Annotated in this window: 22 protein-coding genes, 1 tRNA gene and 1 CRISPR repeat array; of the genes, 12 read left to right on the top strand and 11 right to left on the bottom strand. The window is 65.3% G+C overall.

The genetic code is table 11. From position 1 onward, the window contains the following. Positions 1–160: 160 nt before the first annotated feature. From RTI28_RS04390 to RTI28_RS04375, 4 genes are read left to right on the top strand one after another with little or no spacing between them, the layout of a single operon-like run. A complete protein-coding gene (locus tag RTI28_RS04390; protein ID WP_316919296.1) occupies positions 161–1687 on the top strand; it encodes an efflux transporter outer membrane subunit in 1527 nt (508 codons plus the stop codon). Continuing rightward, positions 1684–3870: an FUSC family protein gene (locus tag RTI28_RS04385; protein WP_316919295.1), complete on the top strand. Its 2187-nt coding sequence runs from the start codon at positions 1684–1686 to the stop codon at positions 3868–3870. The genes RTI28_RS04390 and RTI28_RS04385 overlap by 4 nt, the downstream gene beginning before the upstream one ends. Further along, positions 3860–4060, top strand: coding sequence for a DUF1656 domain-containing protein (locus RTI28_RS04380; protein WP_064302741.1), 201 nt, complete (start codon positions 3860–3862; stop codon positions 4058–4060). Before RTI28_RS04385 ends, RTI28_RS04380 begins: the two co-directional genes overlap by 11 nt. Positions 4061–4070: 10 nt before the next feature. Next, positions 4071–4922 (top strand): HlyD family secretion protein, encoded by an 852-nt coding sequence (locus RTI28_RS04375; RefSeq protein ID WP_316919294.1) that lies wholly within the window; start codon positions 4071–4073, stop codon positions 4920–4922. Between the two features lie 140 nt (positions 4923–5062). On the opposite strand, the gene RTI28_RS04370 is transcribed toward RTI28_RS04375, so the two are convergent. Further along, positions 5063–5470 carry a RidA family protein gene (locus RTI28_RS04370; protein WP_316919293.1) on the bottom strand — a complete coding sequence of 136 codons (408 nt, stop codon included), beginning with the start codon at positions 5468–5470 and terminating at the stop codon, positions 5063–5065. A gap of 243 nt (positions 5471–5713) precedes the next feature. On the opposite strand from RTI28_RS04370, the gene RTI28_RS04365 reads away from it, so the two are divergent. The 3 genes from RTI28_RS04365 (at position 5714) to RTI28_RS04355 (ending at position 6956) form a co-directional block, all read left to right on the top strand. Next, the gene (locus tag RTI28_RS04365) at positions 5714–6019 is read left to right on the top strand and encodes a BrnT family toxin (RefSeq protein ID WP_316919292.1); all 306 of its coding nucleotides are present in this window, start codon (positions 5714–5716) and stop codon (positions 6017–6019) included. Next, positions 5997–6272, top strand: a complete 276-nt coding sequence (locus RTI28_RS04360; RefSeq protein ID WP_316919291.1) for a BrnA antitoxin family protein — start codon at positions 5997–5999, stop codon at positions 6270–6272. The genes RTI28_RS04365 and RTI28_RS04360 overlap by 23 nt, the downstream gene beginning before the upstream one ends. Before the next feature lie 165 nt (positions 6273–6437). Beyond that, entirely contained in the window at positions 6438–6956 is a 519-nt protein-coding gene (locus RTI28_RS04355; protein WP_316919290.1) for a sterol desaturase family protein, read from the top strand. On the opposite strand, the gene RTI28_RS04350 is transcribed toward RTI28_RS04355, so the two are convergent. The 3 genes from RTI28_RS04350 to RTI28_RS04340 all read right to left on the bottom strand — a co-directional run bounded on the left by RTI28_RS04350 (position 6897) and on the right by RTI28_RS04340 (position 9578). Continuing rightward, complete coding sequence (locus tag RTI28_RS04350) at positions 6897–7616, bottom strand: SDR family oxidoreductase (protein WP_316919289.1); 720 nt, start codon at positions 7614–7616, stop codon at positions 6897–6899. The genes RTI28_RS04355 and RTI28_RS04350 overlap by 60 nt on opposite strands. 258 nt (positions 7617–7874) lie before the next feature. Continuing rightward, a complete protein-coding gene (gene metC, locus RTI28_RS04345; protein WP_316919288.1) occupies positions 7875–9047 on the bottom strand; it encodes a cystathionine beta-lyase in 1173 nt (390 codons plus the stop codon). Positions 9048–9095: 48 nt separating this feature from the next. Beyond that, positions 9096–9578, bottom strand: a complete 483-nt coding sequence (locus RTI28_RS04340) for a GNAT family N-acetyltransferase (RefSeq protein WP_316919287.1) — start codon at positions 9576–9578, stop codon at positions 9096–9098. 90 nt (positions 9579–9668) lie between these two features. On the opposite strand from RTI28_RS04340, the gene RTI28_RS04335 reads away from it, so the two are divergent. From RTI28_RS04335 to RTI28_RS04320, 4 genes are all read left to right on the top strand, one after another. Further along, positions 9669–10619 (top strand): LysR family transcriptional regulator, encoded by a 951-nt coding sequence (locus RTI28_RS04335; RefSeq protein WP_316919286.1) that lies wholly within the window; start codon positions 9669–9671, stop codon positions 10617–10619. 79 nt (positions 10620–10698) lie between these two features. After that, positions 10699–11208, top strand: a complete 510-nt coding sequence (locus tag RTI28_RS04330) for an RNA polymerase sigma factor (protein WP_316919285.1) — start codon at positions 10699–10701, stop codon at positions 11206–11208. Positions 11209–11293: 85 nt separating this feature from the next. Then, positions 11294–12247 (top strand): FecR family protein, encoded by a 954-nt coding sequence (locus RTI28_RS04325; protein WP_316919284.1) that lies wholly within the window; start codon positions 11294–11296, stop codon positions 12245–12247. Positions 12248–12364: 117 nt separating this feature from the next. Beyond that, entirely contained in the window at positions 12365–14893 is a 2529-nt protein-coding gene (locus RTI28_RS04320; protein ID WP_316919283.1) for a TonB-dependent siderophore receptor, read from the top strand. Positions 14894–15071: 178 nt separating this feature from the next. Here the strand turns inward: RTI28_RS04320 and RTI28_RS04315 are convergent, their stop codons facing one another. The 7 genes from RTI28_RS04315 to RTI28_RS04285 form a co-directional block, all read right to left on the bottom strand. Then, a complete protein-coding gene (locus RTI28_RS04315) occupies positions 15072–15593 on the bottom strand; it encodes a hypothetical protein (RefSeq protein WP_316919282.1) in 522 nt (173 codons plus the stop codon). A gap of 190 nt (positions 15594–15783) precedes the next feature. Then, positions 15784–18228 (bottom strand): TonB-dependent siderophore receptor, encoded by a 2445-nt coding sequence (locus RTI28_RS04310; RefSeq protein ID WP_316919281.1) that lies wholly within the window; start codon positions 18226–18228, stop codon positions 15784–15786. A 73-nt stretch (positions 18229–18301) separates the two neighbouring features. Beyond that, entirely contained in the window at positions 18302–19222 is a 921-nt protein-coding gene (locus RTI28_RS04305; RefSeq protein ID WP_316919280.1) for a FecR domain-containing protein, read from the bottom strand. Beyond that, positions 19222–19725, bottom strand: coding sequence for a sigma-70 family RNA polymerase sigma factor (locus RTI28_RS04300; RefSeq protein WP_401251632.1), 504 nt, complete (start codon positions 19723–19725; stop codon positions 19222–19224). Before RTI28_RS04300 ends, RTI28_RS04305 begins: the two co-directional genes overlap by 1 nt. A 109-nt stretch (positions 19726–19834) precedes the next feature. Continuing rightward, positions 19835–20080, bottom strand: coding sequence for a hypothetical protein (locus tag RTI28_RS04295; RefSeq protein WP_316919278.1), 246 nt, complete (start codon positions 20078–20080; stop codon positions 19835–19837). Positions 20081–20686: 606 nt separating this feature from the next. Next, positions 20687–20954: direct repeats of the CRISPR family, unit length 28 nt; unit sequence GTTCACTGCCGTATAGGCAGCTCAGAAA. Positions 20955–21074: 120 nt separating this feature from the next. Next, positions 21075–21293, bottom strand: coding sequence for a hypothetical protein (locus RTI28_RS04290; protein WP_316919277.1), 219 nt, complete (start codon positions 21291–21293; stop codon positions 21075–21077). A 143-nt stretch (positions 21294–21436) separates the two neighbouring features. Further along, positions 21437–21521, bottom strand: a tRNA-Leu gene (locus RTI28_RS04285). Between the two features lie 112 nt (positions 21522–21633). Here RTI28_RS04285 and queA point away from each other — a divergent pair. Then, positions 21634–22683 (top strand): tRNA preQ1(34) S-adenosylmethionine ribosyltransferase-isomerase QueA, encoded by a 1050-nt coding sequence (gene queA, locus RTI28_RS04280; protein ID WP_316919276.1) that lies wholly within the window; start codon positions 21634–21636, stop codon positions 22681–22683. Positions 22684–22685 lie beyond the last annotated feature (2 nt).

The following is a 22685-nucleotide window of genomic DNA, read 5'->3' as shown; positions in this document are numbered from 1 at the left end:
AATTGTGACATGAAGTTACTAAGCCGGTCTTCCGACTAAAGCCGGATTATCGCCGTTTTGGTAACAAAGATTCGCAGGAAAGCACGCTTATCGCCATCGCGGTGCCCTCATAGAATTGCGCTCTCTTGGCTTCATCCACCTACGTCGGGAATTCGCAGCTGTGCCGCGTCGCATCATCAGAGCGCTGAATGCGCTCAGTGCCTGTGCCTTTAGCTTGACCTTGAGCGGCTGTATCGGAACCTGGGGCATCGCCCCGCAAAGCAAGACGCTGCAAGCCAATACCCTGACCCCCGACGCGGCCATCGCCGCCGCCGCCCGCGATGCCCACTGGCCCGAGCAGCAGTGGTGGCGCGCCTATGGCGATGCCCAGCTGGATCGCTGGATGAGCCTGGCCGTGAGTGGCAGCCCGAGCCTGGCCATGGCCGCGGCGCGGGTTCGCGAAGCGCGGGCCATGGCCGGGGTGGTCGAGTCGGCGGAGAAACTCCAGGTCAATGGCGACGCCACCCTCAAGCGCCACAACTGGCCGGAAGACCAGTTCTACGGGCCCGGCGCGCTGTCCGGCGCCAACACCTGGGACAACAACGCCGCCCTTGGTTTTCGCTACGCCCTCGACCTCTGGGGCCGCGAGCAGAACGCCAGCGAGCAGGCCGTGGACCTCGCCCACCTGAGCGTGGCCGAGGCCCGCCAGGCCCAGCTCGAACTGCAGAACAACGTGGTTCGCGTGTACATCCAGCTGTCCCTGCACTTCGCCCAGCGCGACGTGGTCAAGGCCGAACTGGCCCAGCAGGAACAGATCCTCGCCCTCGCCGAGCGGCGTCTGGCCGGCGGTATCGGCACCCATTTCGAAGTCAGCCAGGCACAGACCCCGTTGCCGGAAACCCATCGCCAGCTCGATGCCCTCAACGAGGAAATCGCCCTGGCGCGCAACCAGCTCGCCGCATTGGCCGGCAAGGGCCCGGGGGAGGGCGCGCAGTTGCAGCGTCCGCAATTGTCCCTCGCGGCACCGCTGAAACTGCCGTCGGCCTTGCCCGCGGAGCTGGTCGGCCAGCGTCCGGACGTGGTCGCCAGTCGCTGGCGGGTGGCGGCCCAGGCCCGCGGCATCGAGGTCGCCCATGCTGGGTTCTTCCCCAATGTCGACCTGGTCGGCGGCCTCGGTTTCATGGCCACCGGCGGCGGGCCGCTGGAGTTCCTCACGGGGCGCAAGTTCAACTACAACGTCGGTCCGGCCATCAGCCTGCCGATCTTCGACGGCGGCCGCCTGCGCTCGCAGCTCGGCGTCGCCTCGGCCGGCTACGACATCGCCGTGGCGCGCTACAACCAGACCGTGGTCGAGGCGCTCAAGGGCATCTCCGACCAGTTGATCCGTCGCGAGTCGATGAAGGAACAGGCGCACTTCGCCGCCGAGTCCGTGGCCTCGGCGCGCAAGACCTACGACATCGCCCTGGTCGCCTTCCAGCGCGGCCTCACCGACTACCTCAACGTGCTCAACGCGCAGACCCTGCTGTTCAAGCAGCAGATGATCGAGCAGCAGGTCCAGGCCGCGCGCCTGAGCGCCCATGCCGGGCTGGTCACGGCGCTGGGCGGCGGCCTTGGCGCGGGCGCCGACGTGCCTGACGCCGAGCGCCAGGCGCCGCCGCCGACGCCGCGCACCCTGGCGATCTTCGACACCCCCGGCCAGCAGCCATGAACGCACTGACCTTGCCGCTGCGCTGGCTCGCCTCCCTGGAGTGGCGCCGCGGCTTTCTCGAATGGGCGCGTACCGACGGCGTGACCTGGGTGTACATCTTCAAGGTGCTGACCGCCGCCTTCGTCACCCTGTGGCTGGCCATGCGCCTGGAGCTGCCGCAGCCGCGCACGGCGATGATCACCGTGTTCATCGTCATGCAGCCGCAGAGCGGGCATGTGTTCGCCAAGAGCTTCTACCGCGTGCTCGGCACCCTGGCCGGCTCGGCGATGATGGTCGCGCTGATCGCCATCTTCCCGCAGAACACCGAGCTGTTCCTGCCCAGCCTGGCGCTGTGGGTCGGCCTGTGTTCGGCGGGGGCGATGCGCTACCGCACCTTCCGCGCCTATGGCTTCGTCCTCGCCGGCTACACCGCGGCGATGATCGGCCTGCCGATTCTCGACCAGCCGCAGCAGGCCTTCATGGCCGCGGTCTGGCGGGTGCTGGAGATCGGCCTGGGGATCTTCGTCTCGACCATGGTCAGCGCCGCGATCCTGCCGCAATCGGCCAGCGCCGCCATGCGCAACGCCCTGTACCAGCGCTTCGGCGTGTTCGCCGGGGTGGTGGTGGAAGGCCTGCGCGGCGACAGCCAGCGCGATCGCCTGGAGACCAGCAACGTGCGCTTCATCGCCGAGGCGGTGGGCCTGGAGAGCCTGCGCAGCGTCACCGCCTTCGAAGACCCGCACATGCGCCGGCGCAGCGGCCGCCTGGTGCGCATGAACAGCGAGTTCATGGCCATCACCACGCGCTACAACGCCTTGCACCAGTTGCTCGAGCGCCTGCGCCTGCGTGGCCCGCTGCAGATCGTCGGGGCCATCGAGCCGGGCCTGAAGACCCTCGCCGAACTGCTCGATCCCTATGTCGGCCGTGCCCTGACCGATGCCGATGCAGTGCACCTGGCCCTGCAGTTGGCGGCCTACAAGGACGGTCTGCCGGCACAGGTCCGCGCCCTGCGCGCGGCCTACGAGGAAACCGCGCCGAGCGAGTCCGACCTGCTGGATTTCCATACCGCCTACGAACTGCTCTACCGCTTCGTCGACGACATGCACAGCTACGCCGAGACCCACGCCTCGCTGGCCGCGCACAACCACGCGCGCGAGCAGTGGGACGAGCCCTACGTGGCGCAGACCAGCTGGCTGGTCTCGGCCGCCGCCGGGGTGCGCGCGGCGGCGGTGCTGCTGTTGCTCGGCAGTTTCTGGCTGCTCAGCGACTGGCCCAGCGGCGGCATGATGACCCTGATCGCCACGGTCACCGTGGGCCTCTCGGCGGCCTCGCCGAACCCCAAGCGGCTGTCCTTCCAGATGGCCTGCGGCACCTTGTTCGGCGCCTTGGTCGGCTTCTTCGAGACCTTCTTCGTGTTCCCCTGGATCGACGGCTTCACGCTGTTGTGCCTGGTGCTCGCGCCGGTGCTGGCCATTGGTGCCTTCCTCGCCTCGCGCCCGGCCTACGCCGGTTACGGTATCGGCCTGCTGGTGTTCTTCGCCATCGGCTCGGTGCCGAACAACCTGACGCTGTACAACCCCTACACCTTCATCAACGACTACATCGGCATGATCATCGGCATGCTGGTCTGCGCCGCCGCCGGGGCGATCATCCTGCCGCCCAACAGCCGCTGGCTGTGGAGCCGCCTGGAGCAGGACCTGCGCGAACAGGTGCTGTTCGCCATCAGCGGGCGCCTGCGGGGCCTCGGCTCCGGCTTCGAAAGCCGCACCCGTGACCTGCTGCACCAGGCCTATGGCCTGGCGGTCGGCCAGCCGCGGGTGCAGAGCCGCCTGTTGCGCTGGATGTTCGTGGTGCTGGAAGTCGGTCACGCCGTCATCGAGCTGCGCAAGGAGCAGGCGATCCTTCCGGTGCATCCGTCCTATGCCCAGGCGCAGCCGTGGCGCCAGGCGATCCGGGTCATGGGCCGGGCGCTGGCGCGGCTGTTCCTGCAGCCGTCGGCGAGCAACCACGAGCGCGCCCTGGTGGCGGTGGAACATGCCATCAGCCGCGTGCAGGCCACCGACGAACCGTTCGCCCGTCACTTCGATACCTCGGCTTTGCGCCGGGTGCAGAGCTACCTGCACTTCATCCGCACTTCGCTGCTCGACCCACAATCGCCGCTGGCCGAATACGGCGCGGTGCAAGGACTGCCGCATGCTTCGTGAAATCGCCTTCCATGGCCTGTACATGCCCACCGTGACCCTGATGTTCCTGTTCGCGGCGGGCCTTGCCTGGGGGCTGGACCGTTTTATCGCCAGCGTCGATGGCTACCGTTTTTTCTGGCACCCGGCCTTGCTGCGCCTGTGCCTGTTTCTTTGCCTGTTCGGCGCCATGGCGCTGACCGTCTACCGTTGAGAGCCCGTCGATGAAGAAGTTTTTCAGCCTGATCGCCACCCTGCTCGTGCTGGCTGCCGCCGTGGTGATCGGCCGGCAACTGTGGATCAACTACATGACCACGCCGTGGACCCGTGACGGCCGGGTGCGTGCCGACATCATCAACGTCGCCGCCGACGTGCCCGGCTACGTGGTGGAGGTGCCGGTGAAGGACAACCAGCTGGTGAGGAAGGGCGATGTGCTGCTGCGCATCGACCCCGAGCATTACCAGGTCGCGGTGCGCCAGGCCGAGGCGCTGGTGGCCTCGCGCAAGGCCACCTGGGAGATGCGCAAGGTCAACGCCAGCCGCCGGGCCGACCTGGACAACCTGGTGATCTCTAAGGAGAACCGCGACGACGCCAGCAACATCGCCAACTCGGCGCTGGCCGACTACCAGCAGGCCCAGGCCCAGCTGGCGGCGGCGCAGCTGGACCTGAAGCGCACCGAGATCCTGGCCACGGTGGATGGCTACGTGACCAACCTCAATGTGCACCGTGGCGACTATGCGCGCACCGGCGAGCCGAAGATGGCGGTGGTGGATCGGGATTCGTTCTGGGTCTACGGCTTCTTCGAGGAGACCAAGCTGCCCCATGTGAAGGTGGGCGATCAGGCCGAGCTGCAGATGATGAGCGGCGAGGTGCTGCGCGGGCATGTGGAGAGCATTTCCCGCGGCATCTATGACCGCGACAACCCGGAGAGCCGCGAGCTGATCGCCGACGTGAACCCGACCTTCAACTGGGTGCGCCTGGCGCAGCGGGTGCCGGTGCGGATTCATATCGACGAAGTGCCGGAAGGGTTTCTGCTGGCGGCGGGGACGACCTGTACGGTGGTGGTGCGGCCCTGACGCCGAGGCAGCTCCTATCACAACACCCGTAGGAGCGCGGCTTGCCCGCGAAAGGACCGCATAGCGGTCCCGGATAGCGCTGCCGTCTGGGACCGCTGCGCGGTCCATTCGCGGGCAAGCCACGCTCCTACGGCAGTACGTCAGATTCCGACCGCCACTGCCTCGATCTCGATCTGCATCCCGTCCAGCGCCAGTCTTGGCACCGGAATCAGCGTGCAGGTCGGCGCCATCCTCCCTTCCCAGACTCGCCCCGCCACCGCCGCCCACTGACCCAGCTTCTCCTCCGAGTGATCGACGATCAGCAGCGTCAGCTTGAACACATCGCCCATCTCCGCGCCCCTTGATGCCAGTGCCGTGCGCACATTCTCCAGGGCCTGCCGCGCCTGCTCGGCGAACAGCGGCGACAGCGCACCGCTGCGGTCCTCGCCGCCTTGCCCGGCAATGAACAGAAGCCGCGTCCCGAGCTTCACCTCGGCGACATGGGAATAGGCATTGGCGCTGGGATCGTAGAGGCCTTCAGGGTTGAACAGCTGGAAAGCAGAGGTCATGGCGAAACTCCGTAGGACGAACGTGCGGGGAGTCTCGGACCTCGACTTAGGTTGAGGTCAAGCGGGTTTTGCCGGGGAAACATTCCGACTTCATTGGCCTGCCATTTCCAGGCTGCCGTCATGACAGGCTCGCCTCGCTCAACGGCGCGGGTCGCGAGCGAAGTCGACCCTCACGGATGAGAGGACGCGGCCCTCGTACTGACGAGCGGGGGCTGAACAGATCAAGCATGGAGGCTATCGTGTATGTACAGCTGTAAATACACGGGCCCGTTCTTTTTCGAATGGGACCAGAACAAGAACCAGGCCAATATTCGTAAGCACGGTATCGATTTCGCCAGCGTCGAGGACATGTTCCGCTACCCGATGCTGATCCTGCCCGATACGCGAGACGACTACGGCGAGGAGCGGACGGTCAGCCTCGGCTGGCTCAAGGAGCACGTTGGCGTAGTCGTATACACCGAGCGACAAGGTGATGTGATTCGCATCATTTCTGTGCGCAAAGCCACCAGAGAGGAAAGCCGAACCTATGCCAAGACATTCCAAAACTGACTGGGACCGCCTCGCCAACATGAAAGACGAGGACATCGATTTCTCCGATATCCCTGAATTGGGCGACGACTTTTTCCGCAATGCCCGGCTGAGGCTGCCGGTCAAACAAGCCATGACCATCCGCCTCGACGCGGACGTGCTGGAGTGGTTCAAGCAGCAGGGCCCGGGTTACCAGACCCGCATCAACCAGTTGCTGCGCCAGTACATGGAAGCGCAGATCGCGCTGCAGGAAGAAAAAGAGCCGACGAAATAATCGGCAAACATGCCGTGGGGAGCAGTCCCGCGGCCCATTTCCTACAACGGCTTACACCCTTTCAACAGCCCGTCAGCCCAAACCGCACATGACAAACCCGTCATGGATTCTCGCCGCCACTTCCCCTAATCTGACGCGCACCTTTTCCCCGGTACCCGACGTCGCATGCTCAGCCACCTCGCCATCTTCCTCTGCACCCTGGTCGCCATGGAGGGTGTCGGTTTCCTTGCGCACAAGTACGTGATGCACGGGCCCGGCTGGTTTCTCCATCGTTCGCACCACGAGCCGCACCTCGGTGTGCTGGAGACCAACGACGTCTACCTGGTGATCCTCGCCCTGGCGGCGATCACCCTGATCGTGCTGGGCAATGCCGGGCACGATCCGTTGCAGTGGATCGGCGCGGGCGTGGCGGCGTTCGGCGTTCTCTATGTGGTGATCCACGACGGCATCGTCCATCGCCACTGGCCGACCCGGCCGAAGCCGCGCCACCCCTACCTGCGCCGCCTGTACCAGGCGCACCTGATGCACCACGCGGTGAAGGGGCGGCGCAACAGCGTGTCGTTCGGCTTCCTCTATGCGCCGCCGGTGGCGGTGATCAAGCGTCAGTTGCGCGAGATGGCCGAATCAGAAGCGCGGGTCGAGGATCGCCGGCAGGGTGATGTCCTTGACGAAGCTCGCGGCTGACAGGCTCAGGGCCATCCGCACCACCTGCACCACGTCATGCACCGGGATCAGCTCGCCGTCGCCGTGCTGTGCGGCGATATCGCGTGGCTGGCTCAGGTCGTCTTGCGTATTCAGGTAACCGAGGTTCAGGCAGGTCACGCCCAGGCGCTGGTCGCGATAGCCCTCGCGCAGCGCATCGGCCATGCCGCGCAAGGCGAACTTGCTGGCGCCGAAGGTGACTTCCGGGCGACCGCTCTGCGGCAGGCCCGAGGTGGAGCCGGTGAGGATGATGCGCGGACGCTCGCTGCGCAGCAGCACCGGCAGCAGGTGTTTGATCAGCAGGATCGGCGCGGTGACGTTGCAGGCGACGATATCTTGCAACTGCTGGTCGCGGTCGGCGAGGAAATCGTAGGTGTCGTCGAAGGCCTGGTCTTCCCAGATGCCGAGGTTGTAGATCAGGGTGTCCAGGCCGCTTTCGCCGGCGCAGTGGGCGAGGAGGGTGGCGGCGCCGAGCGGGTCGCCGAGGTCGGCTTCGAGCCAGTGCAGGGCGACCCCGGCTTGCGTCGTCAGTGCCGCCGGGCGGCGGCGGGACACGCCGATCAACGTATCGCCGCGGTTGCCCAGCCCCTCCATCAACGCCTTGCCCAGGCCCTTGCTGGCCCCGATCACCATGGTTTTCATCGCTGCACTCCTGTGTAGGTCCGGTGCCCACCCCGTAGGAACTGACTTGCCTGCGAACCTGTAGGAGCTGGCTTGCCTGCGATGGAGCGCGTAGCGGTCCCAGATATCAGCGCTATGGGGACCGCTGTGCGGTCCATCGCAGGCAAGCCAGCTCCTACGGGTCCGCAGGCAAGCTGGTGCCTACGAGATGGGCGGAATCGGGCATGCAAGCAGAGCCGGGCAATGATGGCAAAGGGCTGGATGTTTCTGGATGTGAATCTACTGCCCCAGGCGATCCAGTCCGCTGCGCAGGTCGCGCTTGAGATCCTCCATGTCCTCCAGGCCGATCTGCAGGCGCAGGGCCTGGCCTTCCGGGGCCCAGCGGGTCGCGGTGCGGTAGTCGCGGCAGTCGAACGGAATCAGCAGGCTCTCGAAGCCGCCCCACGAATAACCCATGCCGAAGATCCCCAGGTTATCCAGCATATGGGCGAGCTGCTGCTTGCTGTAGCCAGGCTTGAGGATCACCGAGAACAACCCGGTCGAACCCTTGAAGTCGCGTTTCCAGATCTCATGTCCCGGGCAATCCGGGAAGGCCGGATGCAGCACGCGCGTCACCTCCGGCTGCTGCGCCATCCACTGCGCCATCTCCAGCCCGCGGCGCTGCGCTTCCTGCACGCGCAGGTTCATCGTGCGCAGGCCGCGCAGGGCCAGGAAGCAGTCTTCGGCGCCGGGCAGCATGGCCATGGCGTCGTAGGTCTTGCGCAGCTGCGGCCAGGTCTCGGCATTGGCGCTGACCAGGCCCATCAGCAGGTCGGAATGCCCGCCCAGGTACTTGGTGCCGGCCTCCACCGAGAGGTCGCAACCGTGCTCGTGGGCGCGGAAGAACAGCGGCGTGGCCCAGGTGTTGTCGAGGATGGTCTTGATCCCGCGCTGCCTGGCGATGGCGGTGATCGCCGGCACGTCCTGCACTTCGAAGGTCTGCGAACCCGGCGATTCGAGGAAGATCGTCGAGGTGTTGTCACGCAGCAGCCGGGTGATGCCGGCGCCGATCAGCGGATCGTAGTAGCTGATCTCCACGCCGAACTTCTCCACCAGGTTCTGGCACAGCCGGCGGGTGGGGCGGTAGACCGAGTCGGGCATCAGCAGGTGATCGCCACTCTTCAGGGTGCTGAACAGGGCCAGCGCCACCGCGCCCAGGCCGGACGGCGAGATGACCGTGCCGGCGGCCCCGGAAATCTCGCTCCAGGCGTTTTCCAGCGCTTCGATGGTCGGGCTGCCGAGGGTGCCGTAGGTGAAGCGTGCGTTGCCCTGTTCCAGGTCCGCCAGGGTCTTGAACACCACGGTCGAGCCGCGGAACACCGGCATGTTGACGAAGCCCTGCTGCAGCTCGTGGTCGCGACCCAGGCGGGTCAGTTGCGTGGCCAGGGAGAAATCGGTGTCGCTCGCTTTCATGGCAGAAGTCCATTGTCCTGTGGGTCAAACATCGAATCGCGGGAAACCTCAGAGCCGCATGAGCATTTCATGCCAGGCCATGCCGCCGTGATCGGACGGCGAAGGCCGGACATAGGCGTAGCCCATCCGGCGGTACAGCTCGACGTGCCGTTGCTTGCACATCAGGTGGATCGTGGCCTTGTCCAGGGCTTTCATCTGGCGGATGAACTCGTTCATCAACGCCTTCGCGTAACCCTTGCCCTGGAACGCCGGATCGACCACCACCGACATGATCACCACGTTGGGCGCTGCGGCGTCGTGCCCGACCAGTTCCTTGAAGGCTTCGTCGGACATCACCACCTCATGGGCGCAGCCGCTGTTGATGAAACCGACGATCGCCCCGTCCACTTCCAGCAGCACGAAGCCCTGCGGGTACTGCTCGATACGGGTGCGGATCTTCTCCGCGGTGGCCGCTTCGTCGCCTTCGTAGGCGCCGATTTCGATGGCGTGGCAGCGCTCGGCGTCCCGCGCGTCGGGGTGGCGGAAAAGCATGGCGGGGCTCCTGTGAAGAGGGAAACGCCACCATGGTAATGCAGCGTTCTGCTGTATACGCTGCATTCTTTTCAGTCGGTACTGCACGTCATGCATTCCTCGCTGCGCAACCTGGACCTCAACCTGCTGCTGGTCTTCGACGCCATCTACCGGCACCGCAGCGTGGTCGCCGCCGCCGACGAACTGGCCATGAGCCCGTCCGCCTGCAGCCATGCGCTGACGCGCCTGCGCCAGGCCCTGGCGGATGAACTCTTCGTGCGCTACGGCAGCGCGATGCAACCCACCGTGCAGGCCGAACAGATGGCCGACGATGTCTCGGCGGCGCTCAGCCTGCTCGGCACGCGCCTGAGCCAGCGTGGGCATTTCGAGCCGGCGCGCAGCGACGAGACCTTCATCCTCGCCGTCACCGATTTCACCGCTTTCTCTCTCCTGCCGCTGTTGCTGCGGCGCCTGGAAGGCCTGGCGCCGCATGTCCGCGTGCGCGTGGTGTACTCGACCCAGCAGGACGCCCTGGAAGAGCTGGCGGCGGGGCGGGTGCATTTCTCCCTGGGCTTTACCCACGACGCGCAGGCGCGGGTCGAAGAACTCGAAGCGATCGACTGCTATGCCGACGACTACGTGGTCCTCGCCAGCGCCAGTCACCCGCGGCTGAACGACGGCCTGAGCCTGGCGGGCTATCTGGCGGAGCGGCACGTCGTGGTGCTGCCGTGGAAGGACTCCACCAGCATCATCGACCAGGCCCTGAGCGTGCACGCGGTGCACCGCGACGTGGCGGTCGAGCTGCCCAGCATGATGGCCGCGCCCGCCATCGTCAGTCACACCGACTACCTGGCGACATTGCCGCGGCGGGCGGTGCAGCACTTCGTCCGTGGCGAAAGCCTCACCTACTTCGAGGCGCCATTCGTCACGCCGGTGTGCTACCTGAAGGCGTTCTTTCATCCGCGCTATGCGGCGGGGGCGAGTCATCGCTGGCTGCGCGAGCGGATCGCCGAGACGTTCAACGGGAGCTTCACCAAGAGCGTCGCCGGACCCCGGCAGTGAATCGAGAATTTCACCTATTTGAGAATCTATATCACTTGTAGTAATGTGCCGCTCCTTTCCGGTCCCTGAACGTCGCGCCATGACCCCACGTGAGCGTCACCCCCTGACCCGGTTGGTCGAGACCCACTACGAAGAGCTCAAGCGCTATATCCAGCGCCGCACCGGCTCGTCGTCCACCGCGTCGGACATCGTTCAGGAAACCTGGCTGCGCGCCGCCCGCCACTCGGACAAGGTGCCGGACAATCCCCTCGGCTACCTCTATCGCATCGCCGGCAACCTGCTGCTGGACAAGCTGCGCCAGGACAAGCTCCATGGCCGCCATTTCAGCGATGTCGAACCGCCCGAGGACCGCGAATGCCCGCGGGTTGCCCCCGACGAAGCCGCCGGCATCCGCGAGGAGCTGGAACTGCTCGCCGACGCGGTGCGCGACCTGCCGGACAAGTGCCGCGAAGTGTTCCTGCTCTACCGTGGCGAGGGCCTGACCATGCGTGAGATCGCCGCGCGCCTGCAGATCAGCGAAAGCACCGTGGAAAAGCACGTGGCCAAGGCCCTGCAGCATTGCCGTCAGCGTCTGGGGCGATTGTCGTGATTCGCCACCTGCAGCAGGCAAAGCCCGGCGTTTTCGGAAATAATGCCCGCCGTCCGCACTTCGACTTCTCCCGTCCAGGCCGCCCATGACCCAGCCACCTCGCCCTTCCGACGATATCCACGAGCAGGCCTCGCTCTGGTATGTCCGCCTGCGCGAGCCGGGGGCCGACGAGACGCTGCGCGAGGCCCATCGACGCTGGCTGGCGGCCGATCCACGGCACGCCGAGGCCTTCGCCCAGGCCGGGCAACTGTGGGACCGGCTGGCCGAGCCGGTGGCGCGGGTCCGCGCCGAGGAACAGGCGCACTGGCGGGCCCGGCGCCAGCGCCATCGTCTGTTCCGCCCGCTGGCCGCCGCGGCTTGCCTGGTCCTCGCCCTCGGCGCCGGCCTGCTCTGGCAGGGCGGGGCGCTGGAGGATCTGCGCAGCGACTACCACACCGCCGTCGGCCAGCGGCAGAGCGTCACCCTCGCCGATGGCAGCCTGGTCGAACTCAATACCCACAGCGCCCTGGCGGTGTCCTTCAGCGACGGTCGCCGGCACGTGCGCCTGCTGCGCGGCGAGGCCTGGTTCGAGGTGCGCAAGGACCCCGCGCGGCCCTTCGTGGTCGAGCTGCCCCAGGGCACGGTCACCGTCACCGGCACCCGTTTCAACGTGCGCCTGGACGAGCAGCGCAGCACTGTCAGCCTGGTCGAGGGCCGGGTCGAGCTGGACAGTGCCGGCCAGCACGCCGAGCTGCTGCCCGACCAGCAGAGTTGCCTCGACGCCAGCGGCCTGTGCCCCACCGCACGTTTCGACAGCCAGGTCACCCATGCCTGGCGCCAGGGCCAGATGGTGTTCTACCGCACGCCGCTCAAGCAGGTGATCGCCGAGCTGGAGCGCTATCACCGTGGCCATGTGTTCATCCAGGGCGAAGCGCTGGCCCGCCTGCCGGTGTCCGGGGTATTCGCCACCGCCTCGGCGGATGCGGTATTGCAGGCGCTGCACGATACCCTCGGCGTCAAGGTCACCCGTCTCGGCCTGGGTGTCGTCATCCTGCGCTGACCCGCGAAAAATATTTTTCCGACAACAGTGGGGGAGAACCCCACGCTGCTTCGTTGTCTTGCAGAACGCGAATGAATGGCATTTGCACGGCTCAGGACGCAACGGGGAGCACGCGGTATGAAGGGTTTCAGTTTCAACGGGCAGGTCAGGGCGATTGCCGCCAGTTCAGCGCTATGGCTGCTGGCGCCGCAGCTGGTGCAGGCCGCGGAGCAGCCGCAGGCGCAGCCCGCCGCTCGCCAGTACCAGCTGGATATCCCCGCCGGGCCCTTGCCGCAAGCCATCGCCGCACTGTCCCTGGCCACCGGCCAGCAACTGCTGTACAGCAACGAGCGGATCTTCGAGCAGCACAGCCCGGCCGCCCTGCGCGGTCGCTACAGCCTGGAGCAGGCGCTGGACATCCTCCTGCGCGGCACCGGCCTGCAATGGCGGCGCAGCAGCGCCAACGTGCTGACCATCGACAATGCGCCCAGCGGTGATGCCCTGGAGCTGGGCGCAACGCCGGTCACCGCCGTTGGCTTGAGCGGCATTACCGAGAACACCGGGTCGTACAACGCCGACCAGGTTGCCGTCGGCAGCAAGACTGCCAAATCCGTGCGCGAAGTGCCGCATTCGGTGTCGGTGGTCACGCGCCAGCGCATCGAGGAGCAGCACCTCACCACGCTCACCGACGCCCTCGACAAGACCACCGGCGTGACCCTGCAGCGCAATGGCGCCAGCGGCTCATCCCTGGGTAACGACAGCAACTTCTTCTCCCGTGGCTTCGCCGTGTCGAACATCCAGATCGACGGCGGCGCGCCGTTGGACACCACCATTTCCGGCTATGGCTCGACCAGCCAGCTGGACCTGGCGCAGTTCGACCACGTCGAGTTCCTGCGTGGCGTCGACGGCCTGTACTCCGGCAGCGGCAACCCCGGCGGCACCATCAACCTGGTGCGCAAGCGCGCCTTGCCCGAGCGGCAACTGACCTTCTCCGCCTCCGCCGGCAGTTGGGACACCTACCGCACCGAGCTGGACGCCACCGGTCCGCTGACCGAGCAGGGCAACATCCGCGGGCGCCTCGGCATGGCCTACCAGGACAACCGCTATTTCTACGATGTCGCCAACATGAACAAGCAACTGGTCTACGGCGCGCTGGAGTTCGACCTGAGCCCGGACACCCTGCTCACCGTCGGCGGCAGCTACCAGACGGGCGAGGGCGTGGCCAACTTCGGCGGCCTGCCGCGCTACACCAATGGCGACGACATCGGCCTGCCGAGAGACACCGCGCTGGTCACCAGCTGGGACACCGTCGACGAAACCACCAAACAGGCGTACCTCAAGCTGGAACACGCCTTCAACGATGACTGGAGCTGGACCACCGACCTGACCTGGATGGACATGGACCGCGACGCCAACTCGCTGTTCGCCAACGGCGGCATCGACCCGCTCACCGGCGACGGCGCGCGCTGGCTGCACTACCCGGCGAAAACCGGCCTGGAGCGCAAGGCGATCAACACCTACGTGAAAGGCAACTTCGACCTGCTCGGCCGCAACCATGAAGTGCTGCTCGGCGGCGACTATGCCCACAGCAAGGGCTACACCGTGCAGCGCTGGGGCAACGACAACTTCGCCCCGTTCAACGTCTTCGACTTCACCCGGCCCGTCGACACCGGCAGCACCGCCAACAAGACCGACGACAACGTGACCGAGAAGTACGCCGGCTACGGCATGCTCCGCCTGTCCCTGGCCGATCCGCTGAAACTGATCCTGGGCGGGCGCCTGTCGAGCTACCACTACCACGACACGCAGATCTTCCAGAACGAAGACGGCTCGTACAATTCCGACTCGATCCTTCCCACCTTCCGTACCCACGATAAGTTCACGCCCTACGCTGGCCTGACCTACGACCTGAATCAGCAGTGGACCGCCTACGTCAGCTATGCCGAGACCTACAAGCCGCAGTTCCAGCAGGTCAAAGGGCCGGCGCCGGGCACGCCGCTGGCTGCGGTGACCTCGAAGAACTACGAACTGGGTATCAAGGGTCAGCTGTTGGATAACCGTCTCGACACCAGCTTCGCGATCTATCGCATCGAGCAGGACGGTGCGGCGATCCAGGACCCGAACTACCCCATGGAGTACGGTGCCACCACCTGCTGCTACCTCAACCAGGGCATGGTCGTCAGCGAAGGTTTCGACGCCGAGATCAGCGGCGAAGTGGCCGAGGGTTTCAACCTGTTCGCCGGCTACACCTACAATCACACCGTCGACCAGAAGAGCGACGAGACCCGCGCCATCTACAGCGGCGTCACGCCGAAGCACCTGTTCAAGCTGTGGGGCACCTACCAGTTGCCTGGCGTGCTGGAGCGTTTCAAGGTCGGGGCGGGGGTCAGTGCGCAGAGCGTGAACTACCGTGCCGGGCAGGTGGCCACGTTCAACGAAGCGACCCAGGACTACAGCGGGCCCACGCGCGACTACAAGTTCAGCCAGGCGGGGTATGCGGTGTGGAATTCCAGTGTCGAATACCGCATCGACCAGAACTGGAGCGCCACGCTCAATGCCAACAACCTGCTCGACAAGCGCTACTACCAGACCGTCGGGACGTCGGCTAACGGCAACTTCTACGGCGAGCCGCGCAACTTCGTGCTGACCGTGCGCAGCAAGTTCTGACCATCGTTGTTTGGGGTCGCCTGACGGCCCTGAAACCGGGACTTTCCAGGCCTGTCGGTTCTCCAGGCGCAGCGCTCGGTGATGCGGGACGGCGCGTTTGCCGCGCAAATGAAAACGGTGCCGCAAGCAGGCTTGCGGCACCGTCGTCGTTCAGTCTTGCAAGGCGCCGAGCCGCTCACTACACCGAGAGGAGGTCCATGCTGAAGTTCGACACCTGGCCAACGACGGCCTGGAATTTCAATTTGCCGATCACCCAGCCGCTGACCGGGACCAGCAGCATCTGATAGATGGGGTTGTCCCCTACAACCTGTTCCCCTTTTGCCGAAGCGATCCACCAGTTGTTTCTGTCTCTCGACGAATGCCCCTGGGCGATCAGCAGGTTCTCGGCGACGTAGATCTTTCCGTTGAGGGTAATGGTCAGGGTGCCTAGCGTGGCGAAGTTCAGTTCACCGGGCCAGCTGTCAAAATCCTCGGTGGCAATGGCAGCGCCTCCGCTGGCGTGGTTCTTGAACCACTCCGCATTCGATTTGTTGCCTTTGCGGCCGGCATAGAAATCGAAATCGATGCCATCACTGACAGCCTGGGTCTTGACGCCGTCGAAGGGTTGCCCGGAGGTGATCGAATAGTCGAGCACCTTGTAGTCCGCACGGGTAATCCCGGTTTTCTTGAAGGAAAGTTGGTTATCGCGTTCGGTCGCCATAAATATTCCTTTATTTATCAACTGCGTGGTTGGGGAGGGGCAGCAAGGACCGGGACGGCAAAGTGCGCAGTTGCGGTGAACGGACTTTCCATATCCATTTCGACCCCGTGAAAGACCTTAGCTGGTCAATCGTTGCTGTCAATTAGCCGCTATCTGATCGCCGGCCCGGCCCTCCACAGGCTCCGATCCCTCAGAAATCCGCGCGCAACGTCACCGTGTAGTTACGCGGATCGCCATAGTGGTTCGCCGCATACAACCAGCCGATCGTCGAGTAGTACTTCTTGTCGAACAGGTTGTTGCCGTTGAGCGCCACGCTGAAGTTCTTGTTGATCTTGTACGCCACCCGCGCATTCCAGATCGCATACCCGGCCTGCTCGATATCGCCGACGCCATCGGTGCCGCCGAAGTTGCTGTGGTAGTTGCGGCTCTGGATGTTGGCGCCGCTGCCGACGCTCCATTGCTGCAGTTCACCCGGCAGTGTGTAGTCCGCCCAGAAGCGCAGCAGATGCCGCGGTGTGTAGCTGTTGAACGCGGCACCGGCGCCCGACACGCCGTCGTTCGGATCGTTGCGGTACTCGGTGCTGGTGTAGGTGTAGCCGGCGAACAGTTGCAGGCCATCGAGCACTTCGCCGCTCACTTCCGCATCGAAGCCCTGGGTACGCACCTTGCCGCCCGCCACGTAGCAGTCGTCGCAGCCTGACGCACCGTCGTACAGCGCACGGTTCTCCTGGTCGATCTGGAACAGGGCGAAGCTGGTGTTGACGCGGCCGTCGAGCAGTTCGCCCTTCAGGCCGAGCTCGTAGTTGGCGCCTTCCATGGGATCGAGCGCGGCGCTGTCCACGGTCAGCTCGGTCTGCGGCTTGAAGATATCGGCGTAGCTGGCGTAGACCGACCACTGCTCGTTGAGTGCATAGATCAGGCCGCCGTAGGGCGTGAACTCGCCGGTGTGCTTCGAATGCGCTGGCGCCGGGGAGCCGGTGTTGAAGCGGTTCAACTCATAGTCGTAGCGGTAGTTGCTGGAGCGCCCGCCGAGTACCAGGGTCAGCGGCTCGGTGAGTTTGTAGCGAACCACACCGTAGAGGCCGTTCTGGCGGATCTTGCCGTGGGAGGTGCCGGCGTAGGTGGTGCCGAGCAACTGCTCCATGGTCGGGCGCTGCGGCGAGACCGGGTCGTAGAGATTGATCGGACCGAGGTTGAGCAGGCCTGCCTGCAGGTCGTCGGTCTGCAGGTCGCTGGCGTTGGCGCCGACCACCACTTCGTGTTCCCGGCCGGCGGCGCGCCATTTGCCGGTGAGGTTGATGTCGGCGCCCTTGTTGACGTTCTCGAAGTCGTAGAGATAGGCCCGCGAACGCATGCCATTGCCCGTGGCCGGATCCACCGCGCCGCGGCCGAAGCTGTAGAGGATGTCGTTGGTCTCGCGGATGTAGCTGCCGGAGGCCTTCAGGCGCCAGTCCTCGTTGAAGTCGTGGGTGATGTCGGCGAAGTAGGTCACCTGCTTGTTGTCCCACTGGTTCCAGTCGGCGCCGGTGAAGGTCGAGCGGCCAGCGTTCACCGCGCTGCCGTCCTTGTTGCGCGGCAGGCCGCTGAAGAACGGCGTCGAGTGCAGGTCTTCGACACTGGCGCCGGCGGCCACGGTGGTGGTGTCGGCGAGGTCGTATTCGAGGATGCCGTAGAGCACGTTCTTGCGGCTTTCGGCGGTGTCGTAGAAGTAATCCTGGTCCTCATGCCCGGCCACCAGGCGCCCGCGCAGCCTGCCGTCGGGGGTGAGCGGGCCGCTGGCGTCGAGGGTCTGCCGGTAGCTGTCCCAGGAGCCGGCGCTGGCCGTGACCGACAGCGACGGCTCGGCCTTCGGCCGCTTGCGCACCAGGTTGATCGCTGCCCCCGGGTTGCCGCTGCCCTGCAGCAGGCCGTTGGCGCCGCGCAGCACCTCGACGCGGTCGTAGAGCAGGGTGTCGGCGGTGAAGCTGCTGCCGATCGCGTAGTAGCGGCGGTCCAGCGGCACGCCGTCGTACTGGATGGTCTCCACCTCGAAGCCGCGCGAGTAGATGTACTTGCCGCCGGACGGGCTCTGGAAGGTGGTGATGCCGGTGGTTTTCTCCAGCACCTCGTCGAGGGTGTCGAGGCGCTGGTCGTCCATGGCCTGGCGGGTGACCACGCTGACCGACTGCGGGATGTCCTTCAGGCGGTGGGTGGACTTGCCGATGCTGACCGCGTTGCTGGTGTAGCTGCCGGAGCCTTCGGTGGTCGCGTCCATGGCGCGGCCGTCGATGTTCAGCGGTTCCAGGTTCAGCGCCGAGCCGCCGAGGGGCAGGGGTTCCAGGCCGTACACGCCATCGCCGCGCAGCACCGCGCGCAGGCCGCTGCCGGCGAGGACCTGGTGAAAGCCGTCCTCGATACCGTAGTTGCCCGACAGGCCGGGGCTGCTCAGGCCCTGGGTCAGCGCCGGGGAATACTGCAGGGTGATCCCGCCTTCGCTGGCGAAGCGCGCCAGCACCTGGGCCAGGCTGCCGGCGCCGATGCTGTAGGCGTGGGGCGCCGTGGCGGGAGCCGCGCTGGCGGTGGCGGCATGCAGGGCGAGGGTCAGCAGGCTGAGGGCGAGCAGCTGGCGCGGATGGGGTGACGCGGCGCGAATCATCGAGGGATTGTCCTTATGTGTTGGCAGTTTCACAGACAAGGACTGACGACGATGGAAAAGGGGCCAATTCTCATCAGCGTCGGGCAATCGTGACCCAGTAGCGGGTCCGGTAGCCGACGCGCACCGGCAGCGTGGCGGGCAGGGCGGCGAGGATCGCATCGGTGTTGTCCAGCTGGAAGGCGCCGCTGATCAGCAGTGGCGCCACCTCGTCCTGACAGCGCAGCCAGCCGCTGCGGTAGCGACCCAGTTCGCCGAGGAAGTCGCGCAGGGGCATGGCCTCGACGATCAGCTGGCCGCGGGTCCACTGGCTGTCCTGTTCGCGGGCGGGGGTGGTGGTCGATGGGTTGCGGCCGTCGAAGATCAGTTGCTGGCCGGCGTCGACACGCTGGTTGGCGGGCGTCACCAGGACCGCGCCTTCGAACACGCTCAACTGCGTGCGGCCCTCGCGCTGGCGGACCAGGAAGCGGGTGCCCAAGGCTTCCATCACGCCCTGGGCGCTGGCGACGCGCAGCGGGCGATGCGGATCCTTGCCGCTGTCGACGAGGATTTCGCCGCGGCGCAGGGTGATCAGGCGCTGCTGGTCGTCGAAGTCCACGTCCACCACCGTGTCGGTGTTGAGTTGCAGCACGGTGCCGTCGGCCAGCTCCAGGCGCCGGCGCTCGCCGATGGCCGTGCGGTAGTCCCCGGCGGGTGCTATCTGGCGATAGCCCACGTAGCCTGCGGGCGCGACGAGGGCCAGCACCAGCAATTGCTTCATCACCTGGCGGCGTTCGCGGTTCAGCGTGCCCATGGCCAGTTGTGGCGGCAGCAGGCCGAGGCGGGCTTGCACCCGTTGCGCCTTCTGCCACGCGCGTTCGTGTTCCGGCGCCGCCGCACGCCAGCGTGCACAGGCCTCGCGCTGGGCGGGGTGGGTGCTCGGGTCGAGCATCAGCATGTGCCAGTGCGCGGCTTGCCGGGCGACTTCGGGGGCGATGCGGGCGGGTTCGGCGGCCATCAGAAATCGTCGTCGCAGAGGATGCAGGCTTCGAGAGCGTTGGCCATGTGCCGCTTGACCGTGCGCTCGCCGATGCCCAGGCGCTGGGCGACCTGCACGTAGGTCAGGCCTTCCAGTTGCACCAGCAGGAACACCGAGCGCACCACCGGTTTGAAGGTGTCGAGCAGCGCGTCGAGTTGCTGCAGGGTTTCCCGCAGGCAGTAGTGGTCTTCCTCGGACAGCGCGAAGACGTCCGGTAGCTGCGCGAGCATTTCCAGGTAGGCCCGTTCCAGGGACTGGCGGCGGAAATGGTCGTAGACCAGGCGCCGGCTGACGGTGGCCAGGTAGGCCCGGGGTTTTTCCAGGCTGAGGCGGGCGCCGGCCTTCTGCTGGGCCTGGAGGATACGCAGAAAGGTGTCCTGCGCCAGGTCCGCCGCCTGCGCCGAGCAGCCGAGGCGCCGGTACAGCCACTGCTTGAGCCAGCTGTTGTGCTCGGCGTAGACCTGACTCAGATCGTCGTGCATCACGTGCAGTCCTCGGGGGTGAATGGCGGCACGTTAATTGATAACGATTATCAAATCAATTCGCGGTGTAACAGGATGGTGCCGCGGGGCGGGCCCGCGGCCGGGGTGGTCAGTCGATGGGGATGCTGGTGGTGGACGGGGCCAGGGCGATGCTCAGCAGGGCCTTGCCGATGCGCAGATCGATGACGGCGGCGTCGAGCAGGTCCTGGTTGCGCGGGAGCAGTTGCAGGGGGAGCCGGGTCAGGGAATTGAGGGCGCTTTTGAAGTGTTCGTCGGCGGTGCGGATGGCTTCGTCGTGGGTGAGGCCGGGGCGGACGGAGAGGGTTGGGGGTGGATCGGGGACGAGTTTTTTCATGGTGGATCTCCTGTGTTGACGGGAGTAGCCACCTTTCGCCGCTAAACGAATGGTGGCGACTGTACGAGGGTTAGCAGACCGAGACACAGGAGAAACCCGGCGCACCCGAAGGTGCCCACACGTACAGCCGCCATAAAGGAGCTGGTGCGAACCGGTGTGTTCGGACTGCTAATCCGGTCGTTGATTTGGCAACGACCGGCGGAGATTAGGCAGCGTTTCCACAGGACGCAACCGCCAGGCGGGGGTGGGGAGTATGCTTGGGAAATTGCCTACAAGAAAGTCGGAGATGGGGGAAGTTTCGTAGCCGTATGCGACAGGTTGTGATGGGAGCTAGCTCGATTTCTGTAGGAGCTGGCTTGCCTGCGAAGGGCTGCAAAGCAGCCCCAAACCCAGCCGACGGGCCCTCAATGACAGAATCAAAGTTCACGAAAGGGCTTCTTTGTGTCCCTTGAGTCATATTTTCACTCGACAGCCCTGACCTTTTTTTGAAGCGAAGGATTGGGCTTAGGAAAATCAATAAGTTACGCAACAGATGGAAAAAGGGGCTGGAACCGCTGAATCGCGGTTTTGCCTTTCTTATCAAAGGATTGGTAAGGTTTCGGGTTAGTTCACTGCCGTATAGGCAGCTCAGAAATCGAAAAGCGAGGGCGCCGAGGCGCCCATGAAGTTCACTGCCGTATAGGCAGCTCAGAAAATACCGACCACACGCCCGCCTGCCCAGTGGTTGTTCACTGCCGTATAGGCAGCTCAGAAACCGCCGGGACCTCCAAGCCTACAGCCAGAGCTGTTCACTGCCGTATAGGTAGCTCAGAAAACAGCCATAGGCGCTGCCAAGAGCACACTGTCGTTCACTGCCGCACAGACAGCTTAGAAAGAGAAGGGAAATCAGGGCATGCCAGCGGGCATATGGGTTGGCAGGTTTCGGGGCCGCTTCGCAGCCCTTCGCAGGCAAGCCAGCTCCTACGGTGGTACGCAGGAGCATCGCGATGGCCGATCAGCCGTTGTTGGCGTTGAGCTTGTGCAGTTCCTGGTAAGTCGCCGACTGGACGAACCAGAATCCGGAAACGATGCACCAGCCCAGGGTGCCGCCCACCAGCGTCCCCAGACCGCTCCAAAAGCCGTTGGTGAACATGACGAACAACGCGATCAGCCAGATCACGACCAGGGAGACATAAAGGACGATGTTGTTGACACTGATAACGAAATCTTTCACAGGCGAGTTCCTTGCTGAATGTAGGTGAAACGATTCCCCTCCCAAGGGGGCGCGGATGCTAACACGCGGGTTTCACTCGCCGATTCGAACTCAAAATGCAGAAACAAAAAAACCGACTCTAAGGTCGGTTTCTTTTTGCGTCTTGGTGCCCCGAGGGAGACTCGAACTCCCACTCCTTTCGAAAACGGATTTTGAATCCGCCGCGTCTACCAATTCCGCCATCAGGGCTTGTGGCGGCGCAGTATAAAGAGGGGCCTACCGTTGGTCAATCGGCTTTCATGGTCAATTTTTCCGCTTTCGGCTAAACTTCCCGGCCCTGTCGAACCCGTACCCCATTGCCATGCGCGTCGCCGATTTTTCCTTCGAACTCCCCGATTCCCTGATCGCCCGCCATCCCCTGGCCGAACGCCGGGCGAGCCGGCTGCTGGTCCTCGATGGCCCGAGCGGCGCACTGGCCCACCGGCATTTCGGCGATCTGCTGGACTACCTGCGCCCCGGCGACCTGATGGTGTTCAACAACACCCGGGTCATCCCGGCACGCCTGTTCGGCCAGAAAGCCTCCGGCGGCAAGCTGGAAATCCTCGTCGAGCGCGTGCTCGACAGCCACCGCGTGCTCGCCCACGTGCGCGCCAGCAAGGCGCCCAAGGCCGGCACGCAGATCCTGGTCGACGGCGGCGGCGAGGCCGAGATGGTGGCGCGCCACGACACGCTGTTCGAACTGCGCTTCACCGAGGAGGTGCTGCCGCTGCTCGACCGCGTCGGCCACATGCCGCTGCCTCCTTATATAGATCGCCCCGACGAGGGCGCCGACCGCGAGCGCTACCAGACGGTCTACGCCGAACGCGCCGGCGCGGTGGCGGCACCGACCGCGGGCCTGCATTTCGATGAGGAACTGCTGGCGAAGATCGCCGAGAAGGGCGTCGACACCGCGTTCGTCACCCTCCACGTCGGCGCCGGCACCTTCCAGCCGGTACGGGTCGAGCGCATCGAAGACCATCACATGCACAAGGAATGGCTGGAAGTCGGCCAGGATGTGGTGGATGCGGTCGCCGCCTGCCGTGCCCGTGGTGGCCGGGTAGTGGCGGTCGGCACCACCAGCGTGCGCTCGCTGGAAAGCGCGGCGCGCGATGGCGTGCTCAAGCCGTTCAGCGGCGACACCGATATCTTCATCTTCCCGGGCCGGCCATTCCATGTGGTCGATGCCCTGGTCACCAACTTCCATCTGCCCGAGTCCACGCTGCTGATGCTGGTTTCGGCCTTCGCCGGTTACCCGGAAACCATGGCCGCCTACGCCGCCGCCGTGGCCAACGAGTACCGCTTCTTCAGTTACGGTGATGCCATGTTCATCACCCGCAATCCGGCGCCACGCGGGCCCGAGGATCAAGCATGAGT

The organism is Pseudomonas sp. zfem002 (assembly GCF_032621685.1).
Classification (GTDB): Bacteria; Pseudomonadota; Gammaproteobacteria; order Pseudomonadales; family Pseudomonadaceae; genus Aquipseudomonas; species Aquipseudomonas japonica.
The sequence above is the reverse complement of the archived record's forward strand: the minus strand, read 5'-3'. Positions and strand labels throughout refer to the sequence as shown.